This window comes from Neisseria sp. P0008.S010 (assembly GCF_051962715.1).
GTDB classification, from domain to species: Bacteria; Pseudomonadota; Gammaproteobacteria; order Burkholderiales; family Neisseriaceae; genus Neisseria; species Neisseria elongata.
Window position 1 is genome coordinate 37432 of the sequence record NZ_JBQCVA010000010.1, and the last position, 19960, is coordinate 57391.

The 19960-nt window shown below is 54.6% G+C and carries 28 protein-coding genes and 2 pseudogenes; 13 read left to right on the forward strand and 17 right to left on the reverse strand.

What is annotated here, in order from left to right; translation table 11 throughout:
* The first annotated feature begins 11 nt into the window (after positions 1-11).
* The 6 genes and pseudogenes from radC to ACTHSL_RS04375 form a co-directional block, all read left to right on the forward strand.
* Positions 12-686: a RadC family protein gene (gene radC, locus ACTHSL_RS04350; protein WP_107970557.1), complete on the forward strand. Its 675-nt coding sequence runs from the start codon at positions 12-14 to the stop codon at positions 684-686.
* Positions 687-715: 29 nt separating this feature from the next.
* Positions 716-1051: a hypothetical protein gene (locus tag ACTHSL_RS04355; protein ID WP_440380476.1), complete on the forward strand. Its 336-nt coding sequence runs from the start codon at positions 716-718 to the stop codon at positions 1049-1051.
* A gap of 321 nt (positions 1052-1372) precedes the next feature.
* Entirely contained in the window at positions 1373-1900 is a 528-nt protein-coding gene (locus tag ACTHSL_RS04360) for a PqiC family protein (protein WP_049248714.1), read from the forward strand.
* A 99-nt stretch (positions 1901-1999) separates the two neighbouring features.
* Positions 2000-2293 carry a hypothetical protein gene (locus ACTHSL_RS04365; RefSeq protein ID WP_440380477.1) on the forward strand — a complete coding sequence of 98 codons (294 nt, stop codon included), beginning with the start codon at positions 2000-2002 and terminating at the stop codon, positions 2291-2293.
* Positions 2294-2304: 11 nt separating this feature from the next.
* A complete protein-coding gene (locus tag ACTHSL_RS04370) occupies positions 2305-2541 on the forward strand; it encodes a DUF711 family protein (RefSeq protein ID WP_440380478.1) in 237 nt (78 codons plus the stop codon).
* A pseudogene (locus ACTHSL_RS04375) lies at positions 2538-2612 on the forward strand (hypothetical protein); the annotation flags it as partial. The gene ACTHSL_RS04370 and the pseudogene ACTHSL_RS04375, both read left to right, overlap by 4 nt.
* Before the next feature lie 75 nt (positions 2613-2687).
* Here ACTHSL_RS04375 and ACTHSL_RS04380 read toward each other — a convergent pair.
* Genes ACTHSL_RS04380 through ACTHSL_RS04390 form a run of 3 tightly spaced genes read right to left on the reverse strand, consistent with a single transcriptional unit; the run spans position 2688 to position 4016 of the window.
* A complete protein-coding gene (locus ACTHSL_RS04380) occupies positions 2688-3227 on the reverse strand; it encodes a cytochrome B (RefSeq protein ID WP_440380479.1) in 540 nt (179 codons plus the stop codon).
* A 59-nt stretch (positions 3228-3286) separates the two neighbouring features.
* Positions 3287-3793: a cytochrome B gene (locus ACTHSL_RS04385; protein WP_440380480.1), complete on the reverse strand. Its 507-nt coding sequence runs from the start codon at positions 3791-3793 to the stop codon at positions 3287-3289.
* Positions 3774-4016 (reverse strand): helix-turn-helix transcriptional regulator, encoded by a 243-nt coding sequence (locus tag ACTHSL_RS04390; protein WP_440380481.1) that lies wholly within the window; start codon positions 4014-4016, stop codon positions 3774-3776. The genes ACTHSL_RS04385 and ACTHSL_RS04390 overlap by 20 nt, the downstream gene beginning before the upstream one ends.
* 23 nt (positions 4017-4039) lie before the next feature.
* On the opposite strand from ACTHSL_RS04390, the gene ACTHSL_RS04395 reads away from it, so the two are divergent.
* The 3 genes from ACTHSL_RS04395 to ACTHSL_RS04405 all read left to right on the forward strand — a co-directional run bounded on the left by ACTHSL_RS04395 (position 4040) and on the right by ACTHSL_RS04405 (position 5564).
* Positions 4040-4405, forward strand: a complete 366-nt coding sequence (locus ACTHSL_RS04395; RefSeq protein ID WP_440380482.1) for a hypothetical protein — start codon at positions 4040-4042, stop codon at positions 4403-4405.
* 282 nt (positions 4406-4687) lie between these two features.
* Positions 4688-5197, forward strand: a complete 510-nt coding sequence (locus ACTHSL_RS04400) for a hypothetical protein (protein WP_440380483.1) — start codon at positions 4688-4690, stop codon at positions 5195-5197.
* A 61-nt stretch (positions 5198-5258) separates the two neighbouring features.
* Positions 5259-5564 carry a hypothetical protein gene (locus tag ACTHSL_RS04405; protein ID WP_049249333.1) on the forward strand — a complete coding sequence of 102 codons (306 nt, stop codon included), beginning with the start codon at positions 5259-5261 and terminating at the stop codon, positions 5562-5564.
* A gap of 205 nt (positions 5565-5769) precedes the next feature.
* On the opposite strand, the gene ACTHSL_RS04410 is transcribed toward ACTHSL_RS04405, so the two are convergent.
* The 3 genes from ACTHSL_RS04410 to ACTHSL_RS04420 form a co-directional block, all read right to left on the reverse strand.
* Positions 5770-6909: an aminotransferase class V-fold PLP-dependent enzyme gene (locus ACTHSL_RS04410; RefSeq protein ID WP_440380484.1), complete on the reverse strand. Its 1140-nt coding sequence runs from the start codon at positions 6907-6909 to the stop codon at positions 5770-5772.
* A gap of 203 nt (positions 6910-7112) precedes the next feature.
* Complete coding sequence (locus ACTHSL_RS04415; protein ID WP_049249321.1) at positions 7113-7565, reverse strand: hypothetical protein; 453 nt, start codon at positions 7563-7565, stop codon at positions 7113-7115.
* A complete protein-coding gene (locus ACTHSL_RS04420; protein WP_074897574.1) occupies positions 7558-8868 on the reverse strand; it encodes a homoserine dehydrogenase in 1311 nt (436 codons plus the stop codon). The genes ACTHSL_RS04415 and ACTHSL_RS04420 overlap by 8 nt, the downstream gene beginning before the upstream one ends.
* 92 nt (positions 8869-8960) lie before the next feature.
* Here ACTHSL_RS04420 and ACTHSL_RS04425 point away from each other — a divergent pair, with 92 nt between their 5' ends.
* The 3 genes from ACTHSL_RS04425 to erpA all read left to right on the forward strand — a co-directional run bounded on the left by ACTHSL_RS04425 (position 8961) and on the right by erpA (position 10789).
* Positions 8961-9332: an Mth938-like domain-containing protein gene (locus ACTHSL_RS04425; protein ID WP_440380485.1), complete on the forward strand. Its 372-nt coding sequence runs from the start codon at positions 8961-8963 to the stop codon at positions 9330-9332.
* Positions 9333-9435: 103 nt separating this feature from the next.
* Entirely contained in the window at positions 9436-10344 is a 909-nt protein-coding gene (locus ACTHSL_RS04430; protein ID WP_440380486.1) for an NAD(+)/NADH kinase, read from the forward strand.
* 106 nt (positions 10345-10450) lie between these two features.
* A complete protein-coding gene (gene erpA, locus ACTHSL_RS04435) occupies positions 10451-10789 on the forward strand; it encodes an iron-sulfur cluster insertion protein ErpA (protein ID WP_040666364.1) in 339 nt (112 codons plus the stop codon).
* An 81-nt stretch (positions 10790-10870) separates the two neighbouring features.
* On the opposite strand, the gene aspA is transcribed toward erpA, so the two are convergent.
* The 6 genes from aspA to rfbD all read right to left on the reverse strand — a co-directional run bounded on the left by aspA (position 10871) and on the right by rfbD (position 15533).
* On the reverse strand, positions 10871-12286 hold the full coding sequence (gene aspA, locus ACTHSL_RS04440; RefSeq protein WP_440380487.1) for an aspartate ammonia-lyase: 1416 nt from the start codon (positions 12284-12286) through the stop codon (positions 10871-10873).
* 195 nt (positions 12287-12481) lie between these two features.
* Positions 12482-12754, reverse strand: coding sequence for a hypothetical protein (locus ACTHSL_RS04445; protein ID WP_440380488.1), 273 nt, complete (start codon positions 12752-12754; stop codon positions 12482-12484).
* Positions 12747-13145, reverse strand: coding sequence for a phage holin family protein (locus ACTHSL_RS04450; protein ID WP_440380489.1), 399 nt, complete (start codon positions 13143-13145; stop codon positions 12747-12749). Before ACTHSL_RS04450 ends, ACTHSL_RS04445 begins: the two co-directional genes overlap by 8 nt.
* A gap of 86 nt (positions 13146-13231) precedes the next feature.
* The gene (locus ACTHSL_RS04455; protein ID WP_440380490.1) at positions 13232-13612 is read right to left on the reverse strand and encodes a DUF883 family protein; all 381 of its coding nucleotides are present in this window, start codon (positions 13610-13612) and stop codon (positions 13232-13234) included.
* A gap of 199 nt (positions 13613-13811) precedes the next feature.
* Positions 13812-14558: a 3-oxoacyl-ACP reductase FabG gene (gene fabG, locus ACTHSL_RS04460; protein WP_440380491.1), complete on the reverse strand. Its 747-nt coding sequence runs from the start codon at positions 14556-14558 to the stop codon at positions 13812-13814.
* Positions 14559-14639: 81 nt separating this feature from the next.
* On the reverse strand, positions 14640-15533 hold the full coding sequence (rfbD, locus tag ACTHSL_RS04465) for a dTDP-4-dehydrorhamnose reductase (protein ID WP_440380492.1): 894 nt from the start codon (positions 15531-15533) through the stop codon (positions 14640-14642).
* 367 nt (positions 15534-15900) lie between these two features.
* Between rfbD and yciA the strand changes: the two genes are divergently transcribed.
* The gene (yciA, locus tag ACTHSL_RS04470; protein WP_070455177.1) at positions 15901-16302 is read left to right on the forward strand and encodes an acyl-CoA thioester hydrolase YciA; all 402 of its coding nucleotides are present in this window, start codon (positions 15901-15903) and stop codon (positions 16300-16302) included.
* A gap of 254 nt (positions 16303-16556) precedes the next feature.
* On the opposite strand, the gene hisF is transcribed toward yciA, so the two are convergent.
* The 5 genes and pseudogenes from hisF to ACTHSL_RS04495 all read right to left on the reverse strand — a co-directional run.
* Positions 16557-17351: an imidazole glycerol phosphate synthase subunit HisF gene (gene hisF, locus ACTHSL_RS04475; protein WP_440380493.1), complete on the reverse strand. Its 795-nt coding sequence runs from the start codon at positions 17349-17351 to the stop codon at positions 16557-16559.
* Positions 17352-17580: 229 nt separating this feature from the next.
* A complete protein-coding gene (locus tag ACTHSL_RS04480; protein ID WP_204812907.1) occupies positions 17581-17901 on the reverse strand; it encodes a diguanylate cyclase in 321 nt (106 codons plus the stop codon).
* A gap of 47 nt (positions 17902-17948) precedes the next feature.
* Positions 17949-18689, reverse strand: coding sequence for a 1-(5-phosphoribosyl)-5-[(5-phosphoribosylamino)methylideneamino]imidazole-4-carboxamide isomerase (gene hisA, locus ACTHSL_RS04485; RefSeq protein ID WP_440380494.1), 741 nt, complete (start codon positions 18687-18689; stop codon positions 17949-17951).
* A 96-nt stretch (positions 18690-18785) separates the two neighbouring features.
* Positions 18786-19430 (reverse strand): imidazole glycerol phosphate synthase subunit HisH, encoded by a 645-nt coding sequence (hisH, locus tag ACTHSL_RS04490; RefSeq protein ID WP_440380495.1) that lies wholly within the window; start codon positions 19428-19430, stop codon positions 18786-18788.
* A gap of 317 nt (positions 19431-19747) precedes the next feature.
* Positions 19748-19888: pseudogene (locus ACTHSL_RS04495) on the reverse strand (IS630 family transposase); the annotation flags it as partial.
* Positions 19889-19960: the final 72 nt, after the last annotated feature.

Below are 19960 nucleotides of genomic sequence, written 5' to 3' on the forward strand. Positions count from 1 at the left end.
AAAGGAAACGCATGAGCATCAAACACTGGCCGGAAGGCGAACGGCCGCGCGAAAAGCTGTCGGCCTTGGGCGCGGCGGCCTTGAGCGATGCAGAGTTGCTGGCAATTCTGCTGCGTACCGGCATCAAAGGCATGAGCGCGGTCGATTTGGCGCGTTACCTTTTAAACGAATTCGGCAGCCTGGGACGGCTGATGAACGCGCCGGAGCGCGAACTGGTGCGGCACAAAGGCATGGGGCAGGCCAGTTTCACCCAATTTGCCGTGGTGCGCGAAATCGGACGGCGGGTGCTGGCCGAAGAGTTGCAGGAAGGCGCACTGTTCGACAGCCCCAAGGCGGCCGCCGACTTCCTGCGCCTGCACCTGGGACACGAACGGGTGGAAGTTTCGCTGGTATTGCTGCTCAACCGCCAAAACCGCCTGATAAACTGCGTGGAACTGTCGCGCGGCACAGTGGCGGAAAACACCGTGTATGTGCGCGAAGTGGTGAAACTGGCACTCGACCATTACGCCGACTCGCTGATTGTGGCGCACAACCACCCCGGCGGCGCGGCCGAACCTTCGCCTTCCGACATCGAATGGACAGGCCGTCTGAAGCAAGCCCTGGAACTGGTGGACGTGCGGCTGCTCGACCATTTCATCGTTACGGCGCGGCAGGCTGTATCGCTCGCAGAACGAGGCCTGCTGTGAGGCCGTCTGAAAACAGAACGGGGGATAAAATGGATGTTTCCGAACAACAAGACGACATCCTCAGCATCAACCAAGTCCAACTGCTGCTGGCCGAAAAACGCACCGCGCTTGCCGTCATGCGGACCGGAATCGCCGTACTGGCACTCCCGTTGTCGATTTTCAGCGCACTGATCGCCACATCAAAATGGTACAGCCCGGTCGAAGTCTGGCTGCTGCTGGCCGTAGTCAGCCTGATCAACATCGGCCTGATTGTATTTGCTGTTTACCTGATCGCCCGCTCACTCATGCGGATGCACCAATACGACCATTTGATTGCCGACATCAAACATAATCATTCCTCACTGCGCAAGCTGATCAAATCCTGAGCGGCAATCATCCAAAGGCCGTCTGAAACACCGGTTTTCAACCATCATTACCGATGGGCATACCCTAAAAAACAGCCAATGGACTGTATACTGCCGTCCAATGCCTTAACATTTGCCGACAGCCGCCGGCTTCTCCGTCTTTTTACTCTCAATACCGCAAAAACCTGCTTGAAAAAGCAGTCGCAAACGCCCCCCGACAAACCAAAAAAACATCTTCGGACGACCCAATTCCGCCCGCAACGGCCAAATCGGCTATAATCCGCCCTTCTTTTTCAAATCCAGCGTTTCACGCAGCATTGCACACAAATTAAGGAAATCCGGATGAAAAAACTGCTTCTGCCGCTGGCGGCCGCCTTCCTGCTTGCCGCCTGCGCCACACCGCAAACCAACTATTTCACCCTGCCCGACAGCACCTTCCAAATGCCCGAACACACGCGCGGCAAAACCGAAACCGCCCTGCGCGTCGTTCCGGCCGAACCGCTGAACAGGGGCGGGCTGGCATACCGCTCAGACGCTTTCCGGCTCGACTACGCCCGCAACCACCTGTGGGCGCAACCGCTCGATCAGGCCGCCGCCGCGCGATTTGCCAACGAATTCAATCGCATGGATACCGGCCGCTATTTCGTCCCCGCCCATCAAAGCAAAGCCGCACAATCGGCAACCATCTACCTCGAAGCCTTCCAAGGCAGCTACTTAGGCAGCACGCTGGTTGAAGGCTACATCCGTTCCGACTCCGGCAGCCGCCGATTCCGCGCGGAAACCCCGCAGCACGGCGACGGTTACGAAGCCATGCTGGAATCGCTGTCGCAAGGCGTCAGCGCGGCCGCGGCACAAATTTACGGCCGTTAAATCCGCCCGAAACCTTTCAGACGGCCTCCAAACCCGATGAGGCCGTCTGAAAAAAACGGCTCACCCCAAACACACCTCATCCCATTATCGAAATCCGAAATGTCCGATACCGCCAAATCCCCCCTTCCCTTCCGCTGGCTGCTGGTCTGCCTTCTGCCGCTTTTCACCGCCGTTTACTTCCATTTCTTTCCGGCCACTCCCGGCAGCTCCCGCTTCTTAATCAACGGCATCATATTGGCCTGCGAATGCGCCTTCCTGTTCAAATACGTCCTGTTCGCCCTGATTACCCACCATTTGAAGGGCGAATTCGCATACAGGCGGCAAACCGCCCTCCTCTTTCTGCCGCTGATATTGCTTGTTATCTACATCTTCTATTATTTCGGTGCTTTTTAACACGAAGGATATTGACAACGGCTAACCAACTGCTCGGCGTGCCGTATTTCGGCGCAAGTGGCACAGTGGAAGCCTCCGCCCTGCCCACGCGCGTGTTTAAATTCCAGGAAAACGTGCAACTGCAAGGCTTCTCCGGCCTGATGCTGGTGATCACCGAAGACGAAGGGCTAGCCGCCACTCACGCCGCGCAATTCGACATCCGCGCCCTGCTGACGTATACAGCGTGTGCGGCTTCAATTTCACCGTGAATTTCAACTGCGCCGCTTACATTCCTTATTTTCCCGCAGGTTATCACCGCGGCGAACGCGGCAACGCCATTGTGTTCGGCTTGGAAACGCCCGATTTGCTCGCCGCCGCCCTGCTTAGGTTGGAAAAGCAGCCTGCACCTGTTTCATCAATCTTCATCCTCCTCTGTGCCCTTATCTTCACGCGGCGGCTCGCGCAAGGTTTTTTTCACCTTCATGTCCGCGCTGCAATAAAAGCCGACCACCATAAACAAAAATATCAATCCCACAAAAAACAAAATTAACAGATTGGGGACTTCGGGACTTCTCCGTTTTATTATTACAAAAATCATGGCACAGAAGCCGCCTGAAAAAATTAAAGAATTTTTCAAAGCTCTCCGCAAGATGCCTTTGGCCGTTTCCGGCGTGATTTTTTCGGATGGAGAAATGACCGTAGACGACAAATCGTTGCATTCCGACCAACTGACTTTCGCCCAACCGTATAACGGCAAACCCAACAGAAACCACAACCCAAAAGCCGCCTCTCCGCCTTTCCAGCCCATCACCCAACTGCCCAGCCCCACCAGTATCGAACCCCAATACAGATACGCATAACACACCGCCATCCGCTCATACGTTTCCAGCCGTTCGCGCTCGTCCTGCCGCCCAAGCATGGAATCCACCATTTTACGGTTGAATTTATTCATCATTTTTCTCCCAATACATTATCCGAATACTTCAATCTGCCAATGAAAAAGCAGCCTGCACATCAATCTTCCCCTTCGTCTTCACGCAGTTCGCGCAACGTCTTTTTCACCCGTATGCACGCGCTGCTGTATGTGCCGCCGGCAATGGCCAAAAACAGCAATACCGCAAACGGCAGAATCAAAAGGAACGGCACATCCTTTGCATAGAGTTTGCCGGCAACAAACGCCATCACAGCAGCCATCAGGCCTAATAGCAATGCAGCCTTCCGTGCTTTTCTCAACACCTCTTTGGCCGTTTCAGGCGTTATCTTTTGGGGATACGGAATCACCTCGTCCGATATATCGTTGAATTTCGCCCAACCGTGCATCGGAATGCCTAATAAAAGAGCAAGCAAAAGCGCATATTGGCCGGTCTCCCAGCCAATCAGCCAACTGACCCAACACACCAGCAGCGAACCCCAATACAAATACGCATAGCACACCGCCATCCGCTCATACGTTTCCAGCCGCTCGCGTTCGTCCTGCTTGCCAATCATGCCGTCCAACAATTTACGGTTGAATTTGTTCATCTTCCTCTTCCCAAAACAGCGCATTCAAATCCGTATCCAATGCTTTTGCCAAGCGGATACACAAAGACAGGGTCGGGTTATAATCCTGATTTTCAATCATATTCACCGTCTGCCGCGAAACTTCCACCAAATCTGCCAAAGCCTGCTGCGAAAGCTGCTTCTGCTTGCGGAACTGCCGAACTCTGTTCATAGCCTCAATAAAAATGTCTGATATATCTGACATAAGTATGGCATTGTGCCGTTTTCATGTCAAATATATCAGACAAGATTGCTGCAAAAGCAGCCTGCACTTGCACTTCGTCGTCTGCCAGCAGCCACACGCTGCCGTATCCCGCCGATGGAGACACACCACCCGCCATCCATTCGTGCCATGCCAGCCACACATGGCCGCCGGGTTACACCGAATGCCGCGGCCGCAAATGCCAATCCGCACGTTCGCCGCAGCCGCGCACTTTGGCCTGCGAATGCGCCTTCCCGTTCAAATACGTCCTGTTCGCCCTGGTTATCCACCATTTGAAAGGCGAATTCGCATACAGGCGGCAAACCGCCCTCCTCTTTCTGCCGCTAATATTGCTTGTCGTCTACATCTTCTATTATTTCGGTGCTTTTTAACACAAAGGATATTGACAACGGCTAACAAACTGTTTTAAAGTCCGCCCCATTCTTTAAACGTTTTAACGAGAAACATCATGCAAATTCGCTCTGTTGCTTATTTTTATTGGTATCGCACCAAGGTGCGGTATCTTTTTGCGTCTGCGTAAAATAGAGCAACAGCGAAAAAGCCGCCCGTCCAAACCGAACAGGCGGCTTTATTGTTTTTCCCTTACCCGATACAGGCCGCCGAAACCACCGCTTACCGGCAACAGCGGAACCAAACAGATTCAGGAGCCTGCCATGCAAAACGCACAATCTTTGCAACACAACGCCGATATCGAAACACTCAACCGATGCTGTCTGGTTGTAGACGGCAACGGCCACCGTCCCGACTTAATCGACGACAGCCTGCCGGAAAATTTCGGCGCGTTGGCCGCCGAGGCGATGCTGCCGCAAATCCGCACCACCGCCCTGATGATTGCCGCCTCGCGCCACGATTTCAGCCGTCCCAGCCCGAGCGTGTTTACCGATGAGGCCGACTGGTTTGCCGCCCGGATTTTGGTTTTGCAGGCGCGCGTCTTCCACCTCGACATCAGCCTGCGCTTCATGCTGGAAACCGCCAACCGCCGCGCAGCCGCCTTTGCCGCCGCCCGCAACCTGCCCTTTACTCCGGCAAAAATCCGCATGAGCCTGCACACCCGCCGCCCGAACAACCTCTTGATGATGGATTGCGCGCTGCCCCTGCAACAGGAAGACTGCGGTCTGATTGAAAACAGCCGCCGCCTGGCCGCCAAACTGCCGCAACTGTAAAGCCCCGTAGCCCGCCATGCCGTTTCGCGATATGATGCGGGCTTTTTTCAAAAGTCCGGTTATGCTTACACTTATCGAACAAAAAATCAGCAACGGCGACTACGTCCGCATGATAGAAACACACCGCCAACCGTTCAGCGGGCCGGAAAACGAGCTGCTGGAAGAAATCCTGCAACGCTTCGAATTCGACGTGGTGCAGCAGCAGGCACTGGCACAGGCCGTGATGCAGCAGGCGCGTTTCGACCCCAACGCCCTGCACATCGAAGAATTTGAAGACGAAGACGTAACAGGCATCTGCCCGCACTGCCTGAACCCGCCGGTTCCCCCGCTGCGCGATTACCTGATGTGGCGCGAACGGCAAATGTGATTGAGGCCGTCTGAAACCGTTTTCCCGACCGTTTATCACACGAAAAGGCCGTCTGAAAAAGCAACCCGCTGTTTGCAACTTGCTTTTTCAGACGGCCTCCCTATTAGCGGAACCGGCCGGAAACTGTAACGCTGTTATATCCCGTTGGGCAGTTTCCCGCACAGGGCGGAATACCGCGCCGCCCTGCATCGCGATGATCTTTCCATCACCGTTCTATTTTTGACAATGCTTCGGCAAAACTTTGCACCGTCCGTTCGATGTTTTGCAGCTTGTCCAAACCGAACAGGCCCAAACGGAAGGTTTGGAAATCGGCACGCTCGCCGCATTGTAATGGCACGCCGGAAGCAATCTGCATCCCGTGCTGGATAAAGGCGCGGCCGCTTTGGATTTCGGGATTATCGGTATAGGCAACCACGACGCCGGGGGCTTCAAATCCTGCCGCCGCCACACTCGGGAAACCCCGTTCGGCCAACAGGCCGCGTATTTTGCCGCCCAATTCGCGCTGCGCTTCGGCCAATTTGTCGAAACCGATGCCTTCGGCTTCGCGCATCATGTCGTGCAGGCGCAGCAGGCCGTCGGTCGGCATCGTGGCGTGGTAGGCATGGCCGCCGTTTTCAAATGCCTCCATGATTTGCAGCCATTTTTTCAGGTCGAGGGCGAAGCTGTCGGACTGGGTTTCCTGCGCTTTTTGATAAGCCGTTCCGTTCAGCATGACCAAGCCGCCGCAGGGCGTTCCGCTCCAGCCTTTCTGCGGTGCGGAAAGCAGGATGTCGATGCCGAGTTTTTCCATATCGAGCCAGATGCAGCCTGATGCGATGCAGTCCACCACCAACAGGCCGCCGACGGTGTGGACGGCTTCGGCCAGCTTGGCGATGTAGCCGTCGGGCAGCATGATGCCGGAGGCGGTTTCGACATGCGGGGCGAATACGATGTCGGGACGGAAGGCGGCGATTTCGGCACATACTTCTTCTATCGGTGCCGGCGAAAACGGGGCTTGGAAGCGGTCTTCCTGCCATGCGACCAACACTTTGGTTTCGGATGCGATGCCGCCCTGTTCGAGGATTTGCGACCAGCGGTAGCTGAAAAAGCCGTTGCGCACAATCAGGCATTTTTTGCCGCGTGCGAACTGGCGCGCCACCGCCTCCATGCCGGCCGTCCCGGTACCGGGAACGACGGCGGTATGCTGTGCGCGGTAAACTTTTTTCAAGGTGGCGGAGATGTAACGCAAGGCCGTCTGAAATTTTTGCGACATGTGGTTCAGCGAGCGGTCGGTATAAACCACGGAATATTCGAGCAGACCGTCGGCATCGATTTCGGGACGGGGGAGCGGGGATATTGTTTGCATGATTTCTTCCTTTGGTGTCGTTGGGATTTTTATGTGCGCCGCGTACGGCGGGAAACTTCAAACCGATGCGGCGTTGGCCGCCTCATTCCGATTTAAAGCCAATCCACTATAACATGCGCTTGGGGATGTTAAAAGGCCGTCTGAAAATACGCGGCGGTATTTTTCAGACGGCCTTTTAGATGCGGGCAACCGGGCCGGAAGCCTTACTGCGCGGCCTTCAAACCGGCGATGCACTGCTTGTCGCGGGCATTGAAGGCTTCGGCACCGCCCAAGAGCTCAAGCTGTTTTTGACTGTCGAGTTTGGCAAAGCCGTCGAGCTGCTCTTGGCTGAGTTTGTCCAACGGCTCCGCCCACATGCAGACGCAGTAGTTTTGCACCAGCTTGCCGCTGTCGTCCTTCAAACCCAGCGTTTGCAAATCGCCCTGCCATTTGGGCGAGAACGGCACGTTTTGGATGCACGATTCGACAAATGCGGCCTTGGCGCGCGGTTTGCTCATGGCGCATTGCGACAGAAAGAAGGTGGCGGCGAATAGAGAGGCGATCACCCACAGCCAAATGCGTATGGTGCGGATTTTGCGTTTGGACTTGAGCGTTTGTTCACGGCGTTGCTCTTCGTCTGAAGGGTTTTCAGACGGCCTTTGCGCCTGTTCAGTCATTTAAACTCTCCATGCGTATCATGGTTACTTTGCCGTTTACCGTATCCATGCCTTCGATGCCGGCGATAGCAGCCTTGACGTGTTTCTCGACCGTGCTATGTGTCAGGATGACGATTTCGGCGGTGTCGCCGTTCACCACGCCTTTTTGAATCAATGCCTCTATCGAAACGTTTTGATCCGCCAGCAGGTTGGCGATGCGGCCGAGTACGCCCGGCTTGTCCTGCGCCTGCACGCGCAGGTAGTAGCTGCTGATAATTTCGTCCATTGGCAGGATGGTTTGCGCCTGAACCTGCGAAGGCTGGAAGGCCAGATGCGGCACGCGGTTGCCCGTATCCGCACCGAGCAGGCGGGCGATGTCGATGATGTCGGCCACCACGGCGGAAGCGGTCGGCAGCGCGCCCGCGCCCGCGCCGTAATACAGGGTTTCGCCCACCATGTCGGCATTCACGCGCACGGCGTTCATCACGCCGTTCACATTGGCCAACAGGCGGCTTTCGGGCAACAGGGTGGGATGGACGCGCAATTCGATGCCTTTGTCGGTTTTGCGCGTGATGCCCAGAAGTTTGATGCGGTAGCCGAGTTCTTCGGCATATTTGATATCGCGGCTGTCGAGCCCGCTGATGCCTTCGAGGTAGCAGGCTTGGAAATTGACCGGCGTACCGAACGCCAGCGCGCTCATGATGGTGATTTTATGCCCCGCGTCGTGGCCTTCGATATCGAAGGTCGGGTCGGCTTCGGCATAGCCCAAAGCCTGCGCTTCTTTCAATACGTCGGCAAACGCGCTGCCTTTTTCGCGCATTTCGCTCAAGATGAAATTGCTGGTGCCGTTGATGATGCCGGCGATGCTACGGATGCGGTTGGCCGACAAGCCTTCGCGCAGGGCTTTGATAATCGGGATGCCGCCCGCCACCGCCGCTTCAAACTGCACCATCACGTTTTTTTCTTCCGCCAGCGCGAAAACTTCGCTGCCGTACTCGGCCAGCAGTTTTTTATTGGCGGTAACGACGTGTTTGCCGTGGCGTATGGCTTCCAACACCAGCTCTTTGGCCGCTTCCGTGCCGCCGAACACTTCGGCCACGATGTCCACTTCCGGGTGGCGCACGACTTCGAACGGATCGGCGGTAATCAGGGTTTCGGGCGGGCAGGCGGCGCGGGCTTTGGCTTCGTCGCGCGTGGACACCATAAACACGTTCACCGCGCGTCCCAGCCGGCGGCTGATTTCCGCCGCGTTTGCGCGCAACACTTCCGCCGTGCCCCTGCCCACGGTACCCAAACCCAAAATGCCGATATTGACCGGTTTCATCATCACTCCTTGTTAAGCGTTCCCTGAATGGCTAAACTTGCCGTCAAAAACGCGCAATCCTACCCGAAAAACCCTTATTCAGAAAGAAAAATATGCAGTTTCAGGAACACCTGCCGCAAGACGGATGGAATATCGAAGGCTGTTCGGACGGCCGTCTGAAAATCAACGGCGAAACCCACACCGAAGCCGTCTGCCTGATCGAAGGCCGCTGTCTGCCCGCGAACGCCGCACGCCCGCAGGATTTGACTGCCGATTCGTTTTCAGACGGCCTCTCAAAATACGCCCCGCCCGAAATCATCTTAATCGGCACGGGGAAAACACAACAGTTCCTCCATCCGAAAATCAACGCCGCGCTGGCCGCGCAAGGCATAGGCATCGAATACATGAACACCGCCGCCGCCTGCCGGACATTGCTGATGCTGCAAAGCGAAGGCCGCCGCGTCTGGGCATGGCTGTGGCCTTAAAAACACAAAAAAGGCCGTCTGAAAACACCGCGCCAGCCGCTTTCAGACGGCCTGCAATCATGCCATAATCCGTTCCGTTACCCTTACCGTACGCCCATCCGCCATGATTACCGAATTCAAACGCATCGGCATCGTTACCCGCCCGCAAACGCCCCGGATAGAAGTCAGCCTGCACGAACTGATAGACTTCCTGCTGGCGGAAAAAATCGACGTATTCATCGACCGCGAAAGCGTGGAAGGCGGCGTAGTCCATCCCGACGACCTCCCCCGCTGCCGCTTAACCGACAAAGACAACATCGGCCGCGAATGCGGCTTGGTCATCGTTTTGGGCGGCGACGGCACCTTCCTTTCCGCCGCCCGCAAAGTCGCACCCTACCGCATCCCCCTCGTAGGCATCAATCAAGGCCACCTCGGCTTTCTGACCCAAGTCCCCCGCGAAGAAATGCTGAAAGAAATCGCCGGCATCCTGACCGGCAAACACCAGGCGGAAGAAAGGATACTGCTCGAAACCGACCTCATCCGCAACGGCACCCATGTAAAAAACTCGCTGGCACTGAACGACGTGGTCATCTCGCGCGGTGGCGCGGGCCAAATGATTGAATTCGAAACCTTTATCAACCAAGAATTCGTTTACACCCAGCGTTCGGACGGCCTGATTGTCTCCACGCCCACCGGTTCGACGGCTTACGCGCTGGCGGCAGGCGGCCCGATACTGCAAGCCAGCCTGCGCGCCTTCACGCTCGTCCCCATCTGCCCGCAATCCATGACCAACCGCCCCATTGCCGTCCCCGACACCTGCGAAATCGACATCCTGATTACCAAAGCCGGCGACGCGCGCGCCCACTTCGACGGGCAGTCCTACATCGACATTCAAAGCGGCGACATGCTGCGTATCCGCCGCTACCGCCACAGCCTGCGGATACTGCACCCGGGCATCTACCGCTACTATAAAACGCTGCGGCAGAAATTGCATTGGGGCGAACAGCTTGTACCTATTTCGCAACACGACTAACACCATACGCCGCACGGCTTGAAATCAACACCTTGCACCCCACCTTGCTTATCCTCGAGCATTGCGCGAAAATACCGCGCAAACCATGACACACAAGGAAAGAACCATGTCAGACGAATCACCCATCATCTTCACCGACAGCTGCTGCACCAAAGTGGCCGACCTGATTGCCGAAGAAAACAACCCCGACCTGAAACTGCGCGTTTTCGTGAACGGCGGCGGCTGTTCGGGCTTCCAATACGGCTTCACTTTCGACGAAATCAAAAACGACGACGATTTCGAAATCCTGAAAAACGGCCTGACCTTCCTGGTCGACCCCATGAGTTACCAATACCTTGTCGGCGCGGAAATCGACTACACCGAAAGCCTGCACGGCTCGCAATTCGTCATCCGCAACCCCAACGCGGAAACCACCTGCGGCTGCGGCTCTTCGTTCTCGGTATAAAACAACCGGCTTTGCAACAAACAGAGGCCGTCTGAAACCCGGAAACAGGTTTTCAGACGGCCTTTATCTATGCCTGGAAGCTTAACCGACTTTTTTCGCTTTATATTGCGGGTTAATCAGATTGGCGGGCGACAAAATATCGTCAAGCTGTTCCGCACTCAGCAAACCGAGTTCCAACACCACTTCGCGCACGTTTTTACCGGTTTGGGCACAAATTTTGCCGACCTTGTCGCCATTGTGGTGGCCGATAAACGGATTCAGGTAGGTGACGATGCCGATGGAGTTCAGCACATAGGCGGCACAGGTTTCGCGGTTGGCGGTAATGCCGTCCACGCATTTGTCGGCCAGATTCACGCAGGCATTGCCCAGCAGCGAGATACTTTCAAAAATTGCTTGCGCAATCACAGGTTCCATCACATTGAGCTGCAACTGTCCGGCTTCGGCGGCAAAGGTTACGGCAGTGTCGTTGCCGATCACTTTGAAGCACACCTGATTCACGACTTCCGGAATCACGGGATTGACTTTGGCGGGCATGATGGACGAGCCGGCCTGCATTTCGGGCAGGTTGATTTCCTTGATGCCTGCACGCGGGCCGGATGACATCAGGCGCAAGTCGTTACAGATTTTGGAAAGTTTTACGGCCAGGCGTTTCAACGCGGCATGGACACTGACATAATCGCCGCAGTCGGAGGTGGCTTCAATCAGATTGGGCGACAGCGTGCAGGGCAGGCCGCTGATTTCAGACAGTTTTTTCACTGCCAGCGGGGCATAGCCTTCGGGAGTGTTCACGCCCGTGCCGATGGCGGTTGCGCCCAAGTTGATTTCCAACAGCAAATCGATATTGCGTTGCAGATTGGAGTTTTCTTCTTCCAGCAGGACGGCAAAGGCTTTGAATTCTTGTCCCAGCGACATGGGCACGGCATCTTGAAGCTGGGTACGCCCCATTTTCAACACGTCTTTAAATTCTTCGGCTTTGGCTTCAAAGGCCTGTTTCAGGCGGTTCATTTGCGCCATCATGGCCACCGTGCTGTTGTAAACGGCCAAACGGAAGCCGGTCGGGTAAGCGTCGTTGGTAGACTGGCTGGCGTTTACATGATCCATAGGGTCGATGATGTCGTAGCTGCCTTTGGCTTTGCCCAAGTGTTCCAAAGCCAGATTGGCCACGACTTCGTTGGTATTCATGTTCACCGATGTACCCGCTCCGCCTTGGAATACGTCCGACGGGAATTGGTCGAGGCAGCGGCCTTTCACCAGCACTTCGTCGCAGGCGGCATCAATCGCGGCGGCAACTTCGGCGGAAAGCACGCCCAATTCGACATTGGCGCGGGCGGTGGCTTTTTTCACCATTACCATGCCGCGCACGAATTCGGGAATATCGGAAATCTTTTGCTTGGAAATTTTGAAGTTTTCTGCCGCGCGCAGGGTGTGTATGCCCCAATAGGCATCATTTGGAATTTCGCGTTCGCCCAATAAGTCGTGCTCGATACGGGTGGTCATTCTTTTTTCTCCAGAGTTCGTTTACATTGAAAATGCCGCCGTGCGGCAACGGCGGCATTTTGCCTGATTTAAAATATTATTCCAATAGTTTTCGCTACATTTCACTACATTAATTTTGATTGTCTACAATCAGGCAGATTATTCTAATTGTCTACAATTTTAAGCTGTTCCCAAAATGGCTTTTTACTGCCGTTTTCATCCTTTACGCCGCATAAAATGCCAAGCCAGCCAGGCGGCAATCAAAGCCCAACGGGATTTGCCGCGCGCGGCGGAAAAGGCGGCTTTCTGCGCCCAACCTTCAGAAGCGGCCGCAGCGGCGATTTCCGCCAGTTGCACGAAATCCACCCGCTGTTTTTTCCGTTGTTGCCGCGTTTTTTTCTGCCGGATTTGTGCGGCAGTGACTTTCAGCCGTGCCAGCTTGATTTCTAATTCCAGCAGTTCCCGCGCCTGTTTTCTTTCCTTATTCATGACCGGCCTCGCTTTCGGACAGTTGGCCGCGCAGGCAGGCAATGTCGTCCCGCAGGCCGTTTAGGCTGTCGGCAAACAAGCCGTTGTGCCTGCGCCAGGCCGCCCATATCCGCCAAAGCAGCAGCATGACGGCAACGATGCAGACGGCAGCGGCGATGAAAAATACTTTCACGGCGGTGGCATCGTCGAGCAGCCGGTTGAGGCCGAACAGGGCGGCAAACAGGGCGACGAAGAGTAAAACGGCGGAAAAAAGCAGTGCCAACAGGGTACGGAAGGCGTTTTCCGCCTGCTCGGCCAAATCGAGATTGATGACCTGAAGCCGCAACAGAAGCAAGTCAACCCCTTGGTTCAACAGTGTTTTCGTATGTTCGATTTCTTGTTTGATGCCCATTTTTCCTCCTTGATGCAGAGAGGCCGTCTGAAAAAGCCGCCGCCGAATAATGCGGGCGTTTTCAGACGGCCTGATTCAAACCGTTATCAACGGCGGTTCAGCAATACGCCGACCACCAATCCGGCCAGTGCGGCGAAACCCATGGCGTAATAAGGTTTTTCATGCACTGCTTCATCGGCCTGTTTGGCACGGCGTTTGATTTGCTCGCTTGCCTCATCCTCGAATTCACGGAATTTCTTTTTCGCACGGGCGGAATGCCGGCGCAGGCTTGCGGCAGTGTCGCTTTCAAACGCGCTCAATTTTTCTTTCGCCGCTTCCAGTTTGTCACTTAGGCGGGTTTTCAAATCTTCAATCTCTTCGCTGCCTTCTTCGACGCCTTTATTGTACAAGGCTTCAACATCGTCCATTACGGCACGGATGTCTTCCAACATGGCGGCTTTGCGGGCTTCGTAATCAGATTTGCTCATAACATCTCCTTTTTCTCGATGGGTGGAAAGTGAGGGCAGTATAACAGACCGCTTCATGATATCCATGATGATTTATTTCAAATTTAATAAGTTAGCGTAAAGTTTTGTATTGAAAGCAGCCTTTCTCAGGAAATATATGGCAATAAAGGCCGTCTGAAAGTGTTTTTCAGACGGCCTGTTCGTTTTGATTTTAAAAAAGTTAAGGCATCAGCATACCGCCGTTGACGTGCAGCGTTTGGCCGGTGATGTATTTGGCTTGATCGGAAGCCAGGAACAATACTGCGTCGGCAATGTCTTGTGCGTCGCCAAAACGGCCGAGTGCGGTTTGCGCTTCAAAGGTTTTGCGGACTTCTTCCGGCAGGGCGCGGGTCATGTCGGTGTCGATAAAGCCCGGGGCGATGCAGTTCACTGTAATCCCGCGGCTGCCCACTTCGCGCGCCATGGATTTGGCAAAACCCATCAGGCCGGCTTTCGCGGCGGCGTAGTTGGCTTGCCCCGCGTTGCCCATCGCGCCCACCACGGACGTGATGCTGATAATGCGGCCGGAACGCTGTTTCATCATACCGCGCAATACAGCCTTGCTGGCACGGAAGACGGATTTCAGGTTTACCTGCATGATTTCGTCCCACTCTTCTTCTTTCATCCGCATCAGCAGGTTGTCGCGGGTGATGCCGGCGTTGTTCACCAAAATGTCGAGTTTGCCGAATTCTTTTTCAATATCGGCAATCAGGTTTTCGATGCCGTCGGCTTCGGCGGCATTTAATGCCCTGCCCTGCCCGTTCCACTGTGCCAGGCGTTCGCCAATGGCGGCTGCACCGCTGTCGCTGGTGGCCGTGCCGATGACGGTTGCGCCCGCTTGTGCCAATGTGTCGGCAATCGCCGCGCCTATGCCGCGCGATGCGCCGGTTACCAATGCGATTTTGCCGCTCAAATCTTGTGAACTCATTTTGTTTCCTGTCGGTTGGAGAAAGCGGACTTATATCACAAGGCCGTCTGAAAAACCACTTTCAGACGGCCTGCCGTTGTTTTAAAGATAAGGCTGCAAATCGCTTAAGGCGGAATGCCAGTCGCACGGCCCGATGCCGAACACGGCGCGGATTTTGCCGCAGTCCAAACGCGAATCGGCCGGACGCTTGGCCGGAGTCGGATAATCCGCCGTGGCAATCGGCTTCACGGCAGGGATTTTCGCCAACACGCCCTGCGCCGCCGCTTCGGCAAAAATGGTTTCGGCAAACTCAAACCAACTTGCATACGGGCTGCCGCAATAATGATAAATCCCCGCACGTTCCGCCAACTGCTCGGGCGTGTGGCAGCGGACGATGGTAATCAGTGCGGCGGCGATGTCGGCGGCCGCGGTCGGCGCACCGTATTGGTCGGCCACGATGCCCAAGCTGTCGCGTTCGCGCCCCAACCGCAGCATGGTTTTGACGAAGTTCTGCCCGTGCGCGCCGAATACCCACGAAGTCCGCATCACCACGGCGCGCCGACAGGCGGCCAACACCGCCTGCTCTCCCGCCAACTTGCTTGCACCGTATATGTTTTGCGGCGCGGTTGGGGCAGCTTCGTCATAAGGCTCGCCGCCCGCACCGTCAAACACATAATCGGTGGAAATATGCAGCATGGCCGCGCCGGCTGCTTCGGCGGCTTCGGCCAAATGGCGCGCACCGTCCCGATTAACGGCAAACGCCCGTCCGGCATCGCCCTCGGCTTTATCGACCGCCGTATAGGCGGCGGCATTGATGATGTAGTCGGGGCGGAAAGCTTCCACCGCCCGCCATACGCTGTCGCGGTTGGAAATATCAAGCACGGCGGAATCGGGCGCGGAAAATTCGGCACAGCCTTGAAGTTGCGCTTTCAGGCAGCAGCCGACTTGGCCGCTGCCGCCGGCAATCAGGATTCGGGGTAAATGGGAAGATGGCATGACTGCAATCCGAAGATGAGAAAGCGGTATTGTAACGGAACAGGCCGTCTGAAAACGAGTTTGGCAGCAGAAAATCAAGAATCCCTGTTTTGCCGCTGCCCACTTGCGGAGTAAAATATGGCGTCAGGCCGTCTGAAAAGTTTTTATTTGTTGCAGCCGTTATTTCAGACGGCCCAAATATCGGGCATGAGGATGATGGTTGAATCCAAGCGACCGCTGCCCTAATCCGGCTCAAAAATCACGGCGTTTCGAGCTGTCGGGCAATTCTCTTCCGCACGGCCTGCAACTGCGCCGCCTCGCTGCCCGAAAAAACAAACCGAACCCTGCCGCACCAAACGGCTGCTATTCCAAACAAAAAGGAAAACCGATGAACACCGAACAACGCACCGAACCGCAAGGCCGCCTGCTGCTGCGCACGATGGCCATGCCTGCCGATACCAATCCCAACGGCGATATTTTCGGCGGCTGGCTGATGTCGCAAATGGATATTGCCGGCGGCATCCTTGCCTACGAAACCGCCTGCGGCCGTGCAGCCACCGTAGCGGCCGATAAAATCGTCTTCCACCGCCCCGTTTCCGTCGGCGATGTCGTCGCCTGCTACGGCGAACTGATTAAAATCGGCAACACTTCGATGCAGATTCACATTGAGGTTTGGGTTCACTCTGCCTCCTTCGACAGCCTGAACGAACAACGCCTCGTTACCGAAGCCTTGTTCACTTACGTCGCCATCGACAAGGACGGACAGCCCCGCCCCGTTCCGCAGCTGTAAGTGCCCGTATCCGCAATCACCGTGTATTTGGTTTCGTATGCTGTGTGCGCTGCTCATGCCGCCAGCTGCGCCGAATGTGGGAAGCCGCTTCAGTTCCACATCGTCCGCACCCGGTTTTCAATTCCGCCAGGTGCGGCAATGCTGAAAAGAAGCGGCAAATGTTTCAGACGGCCTCCGTATCGCTCGGAGACATCCGGTTTTGAAAGCAGCCTACGTTTCTATCGCAATGACCATCACGAAAACAAATGCAACCGCTACAGGCCGTCTGAAATATATTTTTCAGACGGCCTGACTCCAATCCCGGCCCGACTCATCGCTTCTTTTGCTTCTGCAATCGATATTTCGCCGAAATGGAAAATACTGGCGGCCAAAACGGCATCGGCTTTTCCTTCTTTAATGCCGTCAATCAGATGCTGTATAGAGCCCACCCCGCCCGATGCAATAACAGGTATGTCCACCGCTTCGCTGACGGCACGGGTCAGCGGCAGGTTAAAACCCTGCTTCGTACCGTCCCTGTCCATACTGGTGAGCAGGATTTCGCCCGCGCCGCGCCGCTGCATTTCAAGCGCCCATTCGACCGCATCCAAACCGGTCGGGTTACGGCCGCCGTGGGTAAAAATTTCCCAGCAGGTGTTTTCGGGATTGACGGCTTTGGCATCAACAGCGACGACTATCGCCTGAGATCCAAAAAATCCGGCGGCTTCATTGACCAAATCGGGATGGGTAACGGCGGCGGTATTGATGCTGACCTTGTCCGCACCGGCATTAAGCAGGCGGCGGACATCGGCTACAGTACGCACGCCGCCGCCAACTGTTAATGGAATGAAAACTTGGGATGCAACTGCTTCGATAACATGCAAAATGGTATCGCGGTTGTCTGAAGAAGCGGTAATATCGAGGAAAGTCAGTTCATCCGCTCCCTCGTCATTGTAACGTTTGGCAACATCGACGGGATTGCCCGCATCGCGAAGTCCGAGAAAATTCACGCCTTTGACGACGCGGCCGTCTTTAACATCCAAGCAAGGGATGATTCGTTTGCAAAGAGCCATTCGGATTACCTGTTGTCTATAAACAAACTGCCCTCTCGGAGGGCAGTGTGAAATTGTTGCGCCGTAGGAAAAACAAGTAACGGTTATCCTACTCCAAGAGCTTGCCGCTTAGGGGGGGGGGTTATACCACGAAGCATCCTGACTCCACCATGCTTTATCTTAGAGAGCCGACATCCCATCGCACAAAACATCAGTCAAAATTCAATGCGGTCAAACCGTTCTGTCTTGGCTAAATAAAAGGAGAAAGCAGCGATTTCATGTTTTCCGGTTGCGACAACCAATAAAAACCCATACTGCCTGCAGCAGCCAAAAACAGAGTGGTGGCGAAGCTGTTGGAAAGCCTGTTAACAGCAGTCAGTACCAAAGCGACATAAATCCACTGCACGGCAATCTCTGCCGCCCAAACACCATTCATTGCCGGCAGGGTCATCGCCATAAAGCCACGGATAATCACGGCAATCACGATAAAACCCAAGCTTTCCGACAAAGCATAAATATCGCGCTCAGCCGACCAAATCATCCAAAATCCCAAAACAAATGCTTCCAACATTATTTTATCCCTTCTATCCCATAATATCTTAAATATAAAAACAGTATCTATTCGCCGAGGGAATCGGCCAATTGCTGTGCTTGCGCAAAATCAATACTGCCTTCGTAAATCGCACGACCGGTAATCGCGCCGGTTACACCGTCTTTCTCTGCGGCACACAGGGCGCGTATGTCGTCCAAGTCGGTCAAACCGCCGGAAGCAATAACGGGAATGCCGACTGCTTCAGCCAGCTTAACCGTTGCATCGATGTTTACCCCGCTCATCATGCCGTCGCGGCCGATATCGGTGTAGATAATACTGTTTACTCCGTCATCGGCAAAGCGTCTGCCCAAATCGGCCGCGTGGTGTTCAGTTACCGTTGCCCAGCCGTCAATAGCCGCCATTCCGTCTTTGGCATCGATACCGACGATAATATGTCCGGCAAACTCCCGGCAGGCCTCGCGCACGAAAGCCGGATTTTTAACTGCCGCCGTACCGATAATAACGTCTGTCAGCCCTAAGGCCAGATATTTTTCGATGGTCGCCAAATCACGGATACCTCCGCCCAGTTGAACAGGAATATCGACCGCCACCGCCGCCAGTATCTCGCGGATGGCCGGGAAATTTTTTGGCTCGCCGGCAAAGGCACCATTCAAATCAACCAAATGCAGCCGCCTCGCGCCCTGCTGCCGCCAATGCGAGGCCATATCCGCCGGTTGGTCGGAGAACACGGTGGCATCTTCCATCAGACCTTGGCGTAGACGTACGCAGTTGCCGTCTTTTAAATCGATTGCAGGGATAAGCAGCATGGCGGTTCTTTCGGATTGGCAGGAAAGGCCGTCTGAAAAATGCCAGATAGGCTTTCAGACGGCATGTGTTTTCATGTAAACCGCATTTTACACAAATTATCCATTCCAGTGTAGAAAATTACGCAGAAGCAATAAGCCGGCATCGTGACTTTTTTCCGTATGGAATTGAGTCGCGAAAACATTATCGCGGCCGACAATGCAGGCAAACGAATCAGGATAGTCGCTGGTAGCAAGTACGATTTCGGAACCTTGCGGTGCAAAGTAATAACTATGGACGAAATAAAAACGGCTATCTTGCGGAATATCGCGGAACAGCGGATGCGGTTTGGTTTGATGCACGGTATTCCAACCCATATGCGGTACTTTCAGACGGCCTACATCGCGGTCGCGCACATTCGCAGAGAACCGTTTGACCTCCCCTGCAAACCAACCCAATCCCGCAGTATCCCCTTCTTCACTGCGTTCGAACAAAAGTTGCGCCCCGACGCAAATACCGAAAAACGGCTTGTTTTTCAGGCCGTCTGAAACCGCTTCACCCAATCCGCTGCGTTGCAGTGCGGCCATACAGTCGGGCATGGCGCCTTGTCCGGGGAAAATGATTTTGTCGGCGGCGGCCACATCTTCCGGGCGGGCGCTCAACACAATCTCCGTCCCCGTTTCCGCAAGGCGTTCCGCCTCACGTACAGAGTTCAAAACCGAACGCAGATTACCCATACCGTAATCGACAATAACCGTTTTCATACCATCTCCTTTGCTATAAACATATTTTCATGGGTGGCAGGCCATATTGCATACATATGGCAAATCTAATGCATATAAAGTTGTAAACTCAATCGGCACGAAGTACGGTTTTTATTTCCCTGCCTGCCGACTGAAACTTCCCCGAAATCACCACAGCCTTCAGACTATTCACCCATATCGTCAAAATCAAAATTTACGCCTCTATCGATTGCATGATACCGTTTTCAGCAGGATTTACTAAATAATGAGGTATTTCAATTATAAAGGGGCTTAGAAAGTAAAATCACTCAATATAGTAGTAAGCTTCTGAAATATAGTCAATTAAAATCAAAATAGGACATCAGCGCATCGTCAAATCGGGCGTAACCAGACAATACGGTTCGCAGATACCGCTTAATATTCGTCCACACCTTCTCAATCGGATTGAGCTCAGGTGAATAAGGTGCAAGAGGCAATAGACCTCTTGCGAAAGTATCCTGAAGATTTACAATTTCCAAATGAAATACGAAAACCTAATCCAAAGAAGCAAC

What these genes read in the sequence shown, in the direction of transcription:
- radC (WP_107970557.1), top strand. Translation starts at nt 12, where the DNA reads ATGAGCATCAAACACTGGCCGGAAGGCGAACGGCCGCGCGAAAAGCTG.
- ACTHSL_RS04355 (WP_440380476.1), top strand. Translation starts at nt 716, where the DNA reads ATGGATGTTTCCGAACAACAAGACGACATCCTCAGCATCAACCAAGTC.
- ACTHSL_RS04360 (WP_049248714.1), top strand. Translation starts at nt 1,373, where the DNA reads ATGAAAAAACTGCTTCTGCCGCTGGCGGCCGCCTTCCTGCTTGCCGCC.
- ACTHSL_RS04365 (WP_440380477.1), top strand. Translation starts at nt 2,000, where the DNA reads ATGTCCGATACCGCCAAATCCCCCCTTCCCTTCCGCTGGCTGCTGGTC.
- ACTHSL_RS04380 (WP_440380479.1), bottom strand. Translation starts at nt 3,227, where the DNA reads ATGATGAATAAATTCAACCGTAAAATGGTGGATTCCATGCTTGGGCGG.
- ACTHSL_RS04385 (WP_440380480.1), bottom strand. Translation starts at nt 3,793, where the DNA reads ATGAACAAATTCAACCGTAAATTGTTGGACGGCATGATTGGCAAGCAG.
- ACTHSL_RS04390 (WP_440380481.1), bottom strand. Translation starts at nt 4,016, where the DNA reads ATGTCAGATATATCAGACATTTTTATTGAGGCTATGAACAGAGTTCGG.
- ACTHSL_RS04395 (WP_440380482.1), top strand. Translation starts at nt 4,040, where the DNA reads ATGTCAAATATATCAGACAAGATTGCTGCAAAAGCAGCCTGCACTTGC.
- ACTHSL_RS04400 (WP_440380483.1), top strand. Translation starts at nt 4,688, where the DNA reads ATGCAAAACGCACAATCTTTGCAACACAACGCCGATATCGAAACACTC.
- ACTHSL_RS04405 (WP_049249333.1), top strand. Translation starts at nt 5,259, where the DNA reads ATGCTTACACTTATCGAACAAAAAATCAGCAACGGCGACTACGTCCGC.
- ACTHSL_RS04410 (WP_440380484.1), bottom strand. Translation starts at nt 6,909, where the DNA reads ATGCAAACAATATCCCCGCTCCCCCGTCCCGAAATCGATGCCGACGGT.
- ACTHSL_RS04415 (WP_049249321.1), bottom strand. Translation starts at nt 7,565, where the DNA reads ATGACTGAACAGGCGCAAAGGCCGTCTGAAAACCCTTCAGACGAAGAG.
- ACTHSL_RS04420 (WP_074897574.1), bottom strand. Translation starts at nt 8,868, where the DNA reads ATGAAACCGGTCAATATCGGCATTTTGGGTTTGGGTACCGTGGGCAGG.
- ACTHSL_RS04425 (WP_440380485.1), top strand. Translation starts at nt 8,961, where the DNA reads ATGCAGTTTCAGGAACACCTGCCGCAAGACGGATGGAATATCGAAGGC.
- ACTHSL_RS04430 (WP_440380486.1), top strand. Translation starts at nt 9,436, where the DNA reads ATGATTACCGAATTCAAACGCATCGGCATCGTTACCCGCCCGCAAACG.
- erpA (WP_040666364.1), top strand. Translation starts at nt 10,451, where the DNA reads ATGTCAGACGAATCACCCATCATCTTCACCGACAGCTGCTGCACCAAA.
- aspA (WP_440380487.1), bottom strand. Translation starts at nt 12,286, where the DNA reads ATGACCACCCGTATCGAGCACGACTTATTGGGCGAACGCGAAATTCCA.
- ACTHSL_RS04445 (WP_440380488.1), bottom strand. Translation starts at nt 12,754, where the DNA reads ATGAATAAGGAAAGAAAACAGGCGCGGGAACTGCTGGAATTAGAAATC.
- ACTHSL_RS04450 (WP_440380489.1), bottom strand. Translation starts at nt 13,145, where the DNA reads ATGGGCATCAAACAAGAAATCGAACATACGAAAACACTGTTGAACCAA.
- ACTHSL_RS04455 (WP_440380490.1), bottom strand. Translation starts at nt 13,612, where the DNA reads ATGAGCAAATCTGATTACGAAGCCCGCAAAGCCGCCATGTTGGAAGAC.
- fabG (WP_440380491.1), bottom strand. Translation starts at nt 14,558, where the DNA reads ATGAGTTCACAAGATTTGAGCGGCAAAATCGCATTGGTAACCGGCGCA.
- rfbD (WP_440380492.1), bottom strand. Translation starts at nt 15,533, where the DNA reads ATGCCATCTTCCCATTTACCCCGAATCCTGATTGCCGGCGGCAGCGGC.
- yciA (WP_070455177.1), top strand. Translation starts at nt 15,901, where the DNA reads ATGAACACCGAACAACGCACCGAACCGCAAGGCCGCCTGCTGCTGCGC.
- hisF (WP_440380493.1), bottom strand. Translation starts at nt 17,351, where the DNA reads ATGGCTCTTTGCAAACGAATCATCCCTTGCTTGGATGTTAAAGACGGC.
- ACTHSL_RS04480 (WP_204812907.1), bottom strand. Translation starts at nt 17,901, where the DNA reads ATGTTGGAAGCATTTGTTTTGGGATTTTGGATGATTTGGTCGGCTGAG.
- hisA (WP_440380494.1), bottom strand. Translation starts at nt 18,689, where the DNA reads ATGCTGCTTATCCCTGCAATCGATTTAAAAGACGGCAACTGCGTACGT.
- hisH (WP_440380495.1), bottom strand. Translation starts at nt 19,430, where the DNA reads ATGAAAACGGTTATTGTCGATTACGGTATGGGTAATCTGCGTTCGGTT.